This window comes from Clostridium sp. LS (assembly GCF_002760435.1).
Taxonomy (GTDB): Bacteria; Bacillota; Clostridia; order Clostridiales; family Clostridiaceae; genus Clostridium.
This window is the reverse complement of sequence record NZ_AUUU01000259.1, coordinates 40,132-47,624: the sequence shown is the minus strand read 5'-3', so window position 1 is coordinate 47,624 and position 7,493 is coordinate 40,132. Positions and strand designations below refer to the sequence as shown.

8 protein-coding genes and 1 pseudogene are annotated in these 7,493 nt (G+C 28.2%); all 9 read left to right on the top strand.

Translation table 11 applies throughout. The features are described from left to right. Positions 1-383: 383 nt before the first annotated feature. Positions 384-1,193 (top strand): TraX family protein, encoded by an 810-nt coding sequence (locus COL3_RS28130; RefSeq protein ID WP_008427397.1) that lies wholly within the window; start codon positions 384-386, stop codon positions 1,191-1,193. Positions 1,194-1,505: 312 nt separating this feature from the next. Then, entirely contained in the window at positions 1,506-2,207 is a 702-nt protein-coding gene (locus tag COL3_RS28125) for a flavodoxin family protein (protein WP_008427399.1), read from the top strand. 66 nt (positions 2,208-2,273) lie between these two features. After that, positions 2,274-2,903 carry a VC0807 family protein gene (locus COL3_RS28120; protein WP_008427401.1) on the top strand — a complete coding sequence of 210 codons (630 nt, stop codon included), beginning with the start codon at positions 2,274-2,276 and terminating at the stop codon, positions 2,901-2,903. A 105-nt stretch (positions 2,904-3,008) separates the two neighbouring features. Continuing rightward, complete coding sequence (locus tag COL3_RS28115) at positions 3,009-3,566, top strand: PadR family transcriptional regulator (protein ID WP_008427403.1); 558 nt, start codon at positions 3,009-3,011, stop codon at positions 3,564-3,566. A 24-nt stretch (positions 3,567-3,590) separates the two neighbouring features. Further along, positions 3,591-4,292, top strand: coding sequence for a flavodoxin family protein (locus COL3_RS28110; RefSeq protein WP_008427405.1), 702 nt, complete (start codon positions 3,591-3,593; stop codon positions 4,290-4,292). A 32-nt stretch (positions 4,293-4,324) separates the two neighbouring features. Then, the gene (locus COL3_RS28105; protein ID WP_008427407.1) at positions 4,325-4,945 is read left to right on the top strand and encodes a VC0807 family protein; all 621 of its coding nucleotides are present in this window, start codon (positions 4,325-4,327) and stop codon (positions 4,943-4,945) included. Between the two features lie 165 nt (positions 4,946-5,110). Beyond that, positions 5,111-5,581, top strand: coding sequence for a ribose 5-phosphate isomerase B (gene rpiB / locus COL3_RS28100; protein ID WP_008427409.1), 471 nt, complete (start codon positions 5,111-5,113; stop codon positions 5,579-5,581). A 132-nt stretch (positions 5,582-5,713) separates the two neighbouring features. After that, positions 5,714-6,487: pseudogene (locus tag COL3_RS28095) on the top strand (transposase); the annotation flags it as partial. Between the two features lie 135 nt (positions 6,488-6,622). Next, positions 6,623-7,249, top strand: a complete 627-nt coding sequence (locus COL3_RS28090; protein WP_008427414.1) for a VC0807 family protein — start codon at positions 6,623-6,625, stop codon at positions 7,247-7,249. Positions 7,250-7,493 lie beyond the last annotated feature (244 nt).

Genomic DNA, 7,493 nt, shown 5'->3' with positions numbered 1-7,493 from the left:
AAGATATCCACATGAAGATTTAGTAAATATGTAAGTATATTCATATAATAAGTCAAGCTATAATATTTGGTATCTTTAATCTAGGTTTAAGTGTGTACTTATAGAAAATATTACATGCCTATACATTTATGGATAATAATGTTGTGAAGGACTATAAAATATTGCTGAAAGCACTAAGAGTAAGGCTGTACCTAATTTGCTTGTTTCAACTTGAGTATGAAAAGTGAATTGGAACTATTTTCCTTTTAGTGCTTTTAATGCATAATTTTAAATAAGTTACTCACAAATATGCATTGCAGAAATGGGTTTGTATAATATTTACAACATGGAATATAATTGTATAGAATATTTAATTTAGAGTGTAATTAATTTGGAGATATATTATGTATTTAACAAATAGTGTTGCTAAAAAAGGTATAAATGATTTTACATTAAAGATAATTGCATTAATATTAATGACTGTTGACCATATACATCAATTTTTTTCGTCAAATGGAATTCCAATTTGGTTTACCTGGATTGGAAGATTGTCAGCGCCACTTTTTTTCTTTACAATGGCTGAAGGTTTTTTTTATACAAGAAATAGAGTGACTTATGTTAAAAGATTATACTTTTTCTCTGTAGTAATGTCTTTAGGTAAACTTATTGCTTGGGAAATATCAATAAGTGATAGGTCTTTTCCTACAGTATATAATAATATTTTTGAAACATTCTTTTTGGTGGCTTTTAACATATTAATATTTGAATTTTTAAGGGGGAGAAATGAAGAATTCTATAAAAAAGTTTTTGTAATATTTATTGTGATAGTATGCGAAATTATTTTGCCAATAGGCGTTTATAAATTTGTAAGTTCAAAGATAATATCTAAATTTATATTATCTTTTTTACCTTGCCCATTATTATGTGAAGGAAATTTTATTTTTGTGGTTCTTGGAATTACGTTTTTTTATTTAAGAGATAATCATAAGGAAATGATGTTGATTTATTTGATTTTTTCACTATCTTTTTTACCCTATTTAAATTTTTCATTTAAGGAAGCGTTTTATCACAATTATCAATGGATGATGATTTTTGCAGCTCCACTAATGATGCTTTATAATGGAAAAAAGGGGTGTGGATTAAAGTATTTATTTTATATATATTATCCAGTTCACATTTTCATATTTTTCTTTATTGTTGGATTAATAACTTGATTTTTATTATTATTGTGTGGAGGGTAGATCAGCTAAATATTTTGAATAAGGATTTGTTTAAATTTTAGAGTAAGAAGAAAAGCGGCTTTATAGCAATATTTAGTTATATAGGTTTAAAGAGGTAGAGATTATATCTATCTCTTTTTTGCATATATTAAAAAAATTTGGAAAAAGTATTGACTTTATATATCAGAGTGATATAATTCTAAATATAACATATCAGAGTGATATATATCAGAAGAAAATAATGATTAAAAATAAATCATATAAAGTTAAAAAATGTTGAAGGTGAATTAAGAAGGAGGAATTAAAATGAAAATTTTAGCTTTAAACGGAAGTCCAAGAGGGGAAGCAGGAAATACAGAAGTCATGTTAAAGCCATTTCTTGAAGGATGCAAGGAGGAAGGTGCAGAAGTAGAAACTATTTATCTTAAGGAAAAAAATATAAAACATTGCTGCGGATGTTTTTCCTGCTGGACAAAAACTCCTGGAAAGTGTGTGCATAGGGATGATATGGAAGAATTATTAAGGAAAGTATCAGAAGCAGATATAATGGTTTATGCAACTCCATTATATTATTATACGGTTACTGGTATCATGAAAGATTTTATGGATCGTATGCTTCCGCTAAATAATAGGGAGATAATTAAAGTTGATGATAAGTATACTCATCCAAGCCGTTATGAAAAGAAATCACCTACTAAGAGTGTATTAATTTCAAATTGTGGTTTCCCGGGAAATTATAATTTTTCAGGTCTTGTTGAAACATTTAAGGTTTTAGCAAAGGAAAATTTAGCAGGAGTTATTACATGCGGCCAGGGAGGAATGTTTAGTGAAATTAATAAACACGATGCTCTAAAAGAAATATTTACACCATTTATATCAGCACTAAAGGATGCAGGGCGCGAGATTGTAAGTATTGGATTTATATTAGAAAAAACTCAAGCAGAACTTGCAAAAGATATAATTGACCCTGAGATTTATATGAAAAATGCTAATTCAAGTTGGAAATAAGGTTTAAAAAATATAGTTGCCCTTGTTATAAGGATAAAAAGCAAGGGCTTATGGAGGAGATTAATTATGGAAAAATCAATTAATAAATCAGATAAACAATATTCAGTATTAAAAAATATATTAAACAAAGATTTTGTAATGAGTGCAATTATTCCTATAATAATTTTTTCAATCTTTGATAAAAATGGAATGACACTTGATGGAATAATATTATCTGGAGTTTGGAGTATTGGTATAGTTGTTTCAAATTTTATAAAAGAGCATAAGATTAATGCACTAGCAGTAATGGGAGCATCTTTTTCAAGTATTGGAGTTATAGGAACTATTATTTCTAATAATCCTGCATTTTATTTAGTATCTCCAATTGTACAGGATATTTTAATTGCAATAATTTTCTTAGGTTCTTTATTTTGCAAAAGATCACTAGTCCAAATAATTGCTGAACAAAGTTATTTAAGTAACATTCCAGAAGATTTTAAGAAACAACCCAAATATGCAGCAGCTTGGAGAATAGTTACCTTATCATGGGGAATTTTAAATATTAGTCAGGCAGTAATAAGAACGATTCTATTATTTTCAGTATCAATGAGTTCATATTATGCAATAAGTACTGTTTACTGTAATATTTCCAGTCCTGTTCTTATAGCATTCTCAATATTATTTCCTAGATGGTACTGGAGTAAAAAAGATATATAAAATTATAGTAGTTAAAAAAGTTGGAAAAATATATTGACTATATATATCAGAGTGATATAATTTAAGTATAATATATCAGAGAGAAATATATCAGAGGTGAATATAATGGCGAAAGTTAATAAAACAAAATATGCTTTACTAGGAGTCCTTAGTTTAATGTCAGGCTCAGGATATGATATTAAAAAATTTTGCGATTCTTCTATAGGATACTTTTGGAATGAAAATTATGGTCATATATATCCTGTACTTCAGAGAATGGAAGATGAGGAATTAATAACAAAAGAAGTTAAACAAACAGAAGGAAGGCCAGCCAAAAATGTATATTCAATAACACAGAAAGGAAGAGATGAATTACAAGAATGGCTTATGCTTCCAGTGGAACAAGAACCAATGAGATCAGAATTTTTATTAAAAATGTTTTTATCAAAAGATATACCAGCAGAAATAATTGTAAAAAAACTTAAAACAATAAAAGAAAAATCAAAAGAAGAACTCAAGCAGTATTCAGAAATAGCAGACATACTCGGTTCTCAATTAAAGAATGTGGATAAAAAGAGTGCGATACTATACATTAGCACAGTAAACTATGGAAAAAAGATTGAAGAAGCAAAAATAGAATGGTATGAGGAAACTATAAAAGCGTTAGAGGAATTAGAAAATTAATAAAATTTATGAGAGGTGTTTAAAATGAAAGTATTAGCTATAAATGGCAGCCCAAGAGGGGCAGAAGGAAATACAGAGGTTCTTTTAGTTGAATTTCTTAAAGGCTGCGAAGAAGCAGGAGTTGAAGCAGAAACAATATATCTTAAAGATAAAGAAATAAAACATTGTATAGGTTGCTTTACTTGTTGGACTAAAACTCCAGGAAAGTGTATTCATAAGGATGATATGGAAGAATTATTAGAAAAGCTAAAACAAGCAGATATAGCTGTTTATGCTACACCATTATATGTGTTCACTGTTACAGGTATAATGAAAGATTTTATGGATAGGAAAATTCCGTTAGCTAAGAGAGATATAATAAAAGTTGGCGATAAATATATTCATCCTAAGCGTTATGAGAAAGAGAATCCAACTAAAAATGTATTGATTTCAAACTGCGGTTTTCCAGGAAATTATAATTTCGACGGTCTTGTGAAAACTTTTGAAGTTATGAGTAAAGATAATTTAGCTGGAACTATTTTGTGTGGACAAGGTGGAGCGATTTCTAAAATTAAATATGATGAGGAATTAAAAGAAATGTATAAAGAATTTTTTAAGGCTTTAAGAAGTGCAGGGAAAGAAGTAGTAAGTCTAGGATACATAACTGAAGATACTCAAGCAATGCTGGATAAAGATGTTATTGATCCAGAAATATATATAAAAAGTGCAAATGTAAGTTGGGAATAATTAAGGGGGAAATAATTAAGGGGGAAATAATCATGGAAAAGATGTCAAATAAAAATAGTTCGGTAATCAAGAATGTGTTTAATAAAGATTTTGTTGTAAGTGCTATAATTCCTATTATAATTTTTTTAATATTAGATAGATATGGAATGACTTTTGAAGGAATAGTTTTATCGGGAGGGTGGAGCATAGGTGTGGTTTTAATTAATTATATTAAAGATCATGAGCTAAATGCCCTTGCTATAATGAGTGCAGCTTTTGCTGGAATTGGTTTGATTGGAACTATTATTTCAAAAAATCCTACATTCTATTTAGTAGCTCCAATAGTACAAGATATTTTACTTGCAGCTATGTTCTTTGGGTCTTTGTTTTTTAAAAAATCATTAATTCAAATAATAATTGAACAAAGCTATTTAAAAAATGATTCTGGAGAGACAAAAAACAACCCAAAATTCAAATCAACTTGTAGATTCCTTTCTATAGCATGGAGTGTTTTAACTGTTAGTCAAGCAGCAGTAAGAATTGTATTATTGTATTCTGTATCAGTAAGCACTTATTATACTATAAGTACCGCATATGGAAATATTTCAACTCCTCTTATGATAGCTTTTTCTATTATGTTTCCTAAATGGTATTCTAAAAGAAAAAGTATATAAAAGGAAATACAAATCTCATAGTTATATAGAATTGATTTTGAGGACTATATTAATAATGAAATATCTATGTTATACTTTTGGGGGAGTTTGAGTTATTGAAAAATATAAAACTACTTGGAATTATCAATAAAAGTACAACAATAATATATAACTTGGAGGTATATTATGAAAATAGCAATGGCAAATGATCACGCAGGATTTAGTTTAAAGGAAGAGATAAAAGCATATTTACAATCTCAAGGGCATGAGGTAATAGATTTTGGGACTCATAATGAAGAAGCTTGTGATTTACCAGATTATATTTATCCAGCATCAATGGCAGTTGCAGAAGGAAAAGCAGACAGGGGAATATTTGTAGATGGAGTTGGATACGGTAGTGCTATGATTGCAAACAAGATTTATGGAATTTATGCAGCAGTATGCCAAGATCCATTTTGCGCAAGCTTAGCTCGTGAGCATTCTGATACAAATGTTCTTTGTATTGGAGGAAAGATAATTGGCTCAGCAATAGCTATGGAAATTGTTAAGGCGTGGATGACTACTGAACATGCTGGAAGTGTAGAAAAATATGCAAGACGTGTAAATAAAGTTAAAGAAATTTCAGAAAAACATTTAAAAAAATTATCTGAAATGTAATTATAGTGAATTCAAAAATAGCAGATTCCTAATAACGAAGGAGTCTGCTATTTTTAATTGGCTCATATATGCTAAATTTCACGTAATTCAAGTATAAAGTCCTCCAATCGATTTTAAAATTAAACTTCTATAATTAACTTAAACTTTAAACAGTATCAGCGCAAAAATGTTTTTAAGAATAATCCTAAAAAGTTTAAGGATAAACAACAACTAGCTATAGAATTGATAAATGAATTTACTCCAGCTACAAAAACTAATTATTTGCTGATTGATTCATGGTATACTTCAGCAAATATTTTGCTTCACGGTTCAGTAAGTGGTTGTCACAGCATAGGAAGAATTAAATCTAATAGAGTTATATATCCAGCAGGCATAAAAATTGGTGTCGGTAAGTTTTCAAAGCACATTAGGCCTAATGAAACTAGCATCGTTACAGCTAGTAACAATAAATATTACGTTTATAGATATGAGGGAAAACTTAATGACATCGAAAATGCAGTTATACTTATAAGTTGGACTAAACAAGATTTATTTGATAATCCTTGCTTTTTACTAAGTACGGATATATCGTTAGATAATCAGACTATAATCTCTTACTATGAAAAACGCTGGAATATTGAAGTAAGCTATAGATATCATAAATCATCTCTTGGTTTTGATGAGTTTCAAGTAGAATCATCAAAATCAATAAATAGATATTGGAGCATGGTATTATTTCTAACATATACTTTTCTCGAAATTTTCAGAGTAAAAAATAGTAAAACACTCAAATTAAAAACTTTAGAGGATACAATATCTTACTTCCGCAACAACTATTTGGTACAAATAGTTAGTTTTGCACATACTTGTACGGATAACGGGATAAGTTTAGATTCATTTATTTCCAAATTAGGACTAGTAGCTTAAGTTTTTCCTATTTAGTGCACAAGCCTAGTTAGATAAATAAATAATTTAATATAATGCAAGCTTGAGTAATTAAATGTGTTTTGATATTATTAAAAGTGAAATTAATGAATAAATGGTAAAATTATGGAGGGTATTATGGAAAAAGTATCAAGCAATTCAAATAAAAAATATCCAGTATTGAAGAATATATTTAATAAAGATTTTATTGTAAGCGCAATTATTCCAGTTTTAATATTTTCAGTTTTAGATAAGTATGGAATGACTCTTAATGGAATAATATTATCTGGTGCGTGGAGTATTGGAGTAGTATTAATTGATTATATAAAGCAACACAAAGTTAATGCTCTTGCAACAATGAGTGCTGTTTTTTCAGGAGTTGGAATAATAGGAAGCGTTATATCAAAAAATCCTAGTTTTTATTTCGTGGCACCTATTATTCAGGATTTATTAATTGCATTAATTTTCTTTGGCTCATTATTTTGTGAGAAAACATTGATTGAGATAATAGTTGAACAAAGTTATTTAAAAAATGTTTCTGAAGAAGTAAAAAAACAACCTAAATATAAATCTGTATGGAGAATAATAACAATCGCGTGGACAATTTTAAATATTGCTCAAGCTGCATTAAGAGTTGTTCTTCTTAAGAATGTATCTATGAGTTCATATTATGCACTAAGTACATTTTATTCTAACATTTCTACAACGATGCTTATTGCATTCTCTATAATGTTTCCAAAGTGGTATTGGAAAAATAAAAAATAAAACTCTACAAAAAAGAAAGCATAAACTTAAAGTAAGTTCTGTGCTTTCTTTTATATTATAGTGTATATAATGAGATTTAGAAAGATGATTTAATACTTATAAAGTGGCTAAGTGTACAAATGCTAATATTTATTAATTCATAAGATATATATATAATTTTGGTGCCCATTTTGTGCATAAAATATACATACAATTTAAAAGATTAGGTTATTATATGAATGTATCTTAACTATGATATTGCTAA

What these genes read in the sequence shown, in the direction of transcription:
- COL3_RS28090 (WP_008427414.1), top strand. Translation starts at nt 6,623, where the DNA reads ATGGAAAAAGTATCAAGCAATTCAAATAAAAAATATCCAGTATTGAAG.
- COL3_RS28115 (WP_008427403.1), top strand. Translation starts at nt 3,009, where the DNA reads ATGGCGAAAGTTAATAAAACAAAATATGCTTTACTAGGAGTCCTTAGT.
- COL3_RS28105 (WP_008427407.1), top strand. Translation starts at nt 4,325, where the DNA reads ATGGAAAAGATGTCAAATAAAAATAGTTCGGTAATCAAGAATGTGTTT.
- COL3_RS28120 (WP_008427401.1), top strand. Translation starts at nt 2,274, where the DNA reads ATGGAAAAATCAATTAATAAATCAGATAAACAATATTCAGTATTAAAA.
- COL3_RS28125 (WP_008427399.1), top strand. Translation starts at nt 1,506, where the DNA reads ATGAAAATTTTAGCTTTAAACGGAAGTCCAAGAGGGGAAGCAGGAAAT.
- COL3_RS28130 (WP_008427397.1), top strand. Translation starts at nt 384, where the DNA reads ATGTATTTAACAAATAGTGTTGCTAAAAAAGGTATAAATGATTTTACA.
- COL3_RS28110 (WP_008427405.1), top strand. Translation starts at nt 3,591, where the DNA reads ATGAAAGTATTAGCTATAAATGGCAGCCCAAGAGGGGCAGAAGGAAAT.
- rpiB (WP_008427409.1), top strand. Translation starts at nt 5,111, where the DNA reads ATGAAAATAGCAATGGCAAATGATCACGCAGGATTTAGTTTAAAGGAA.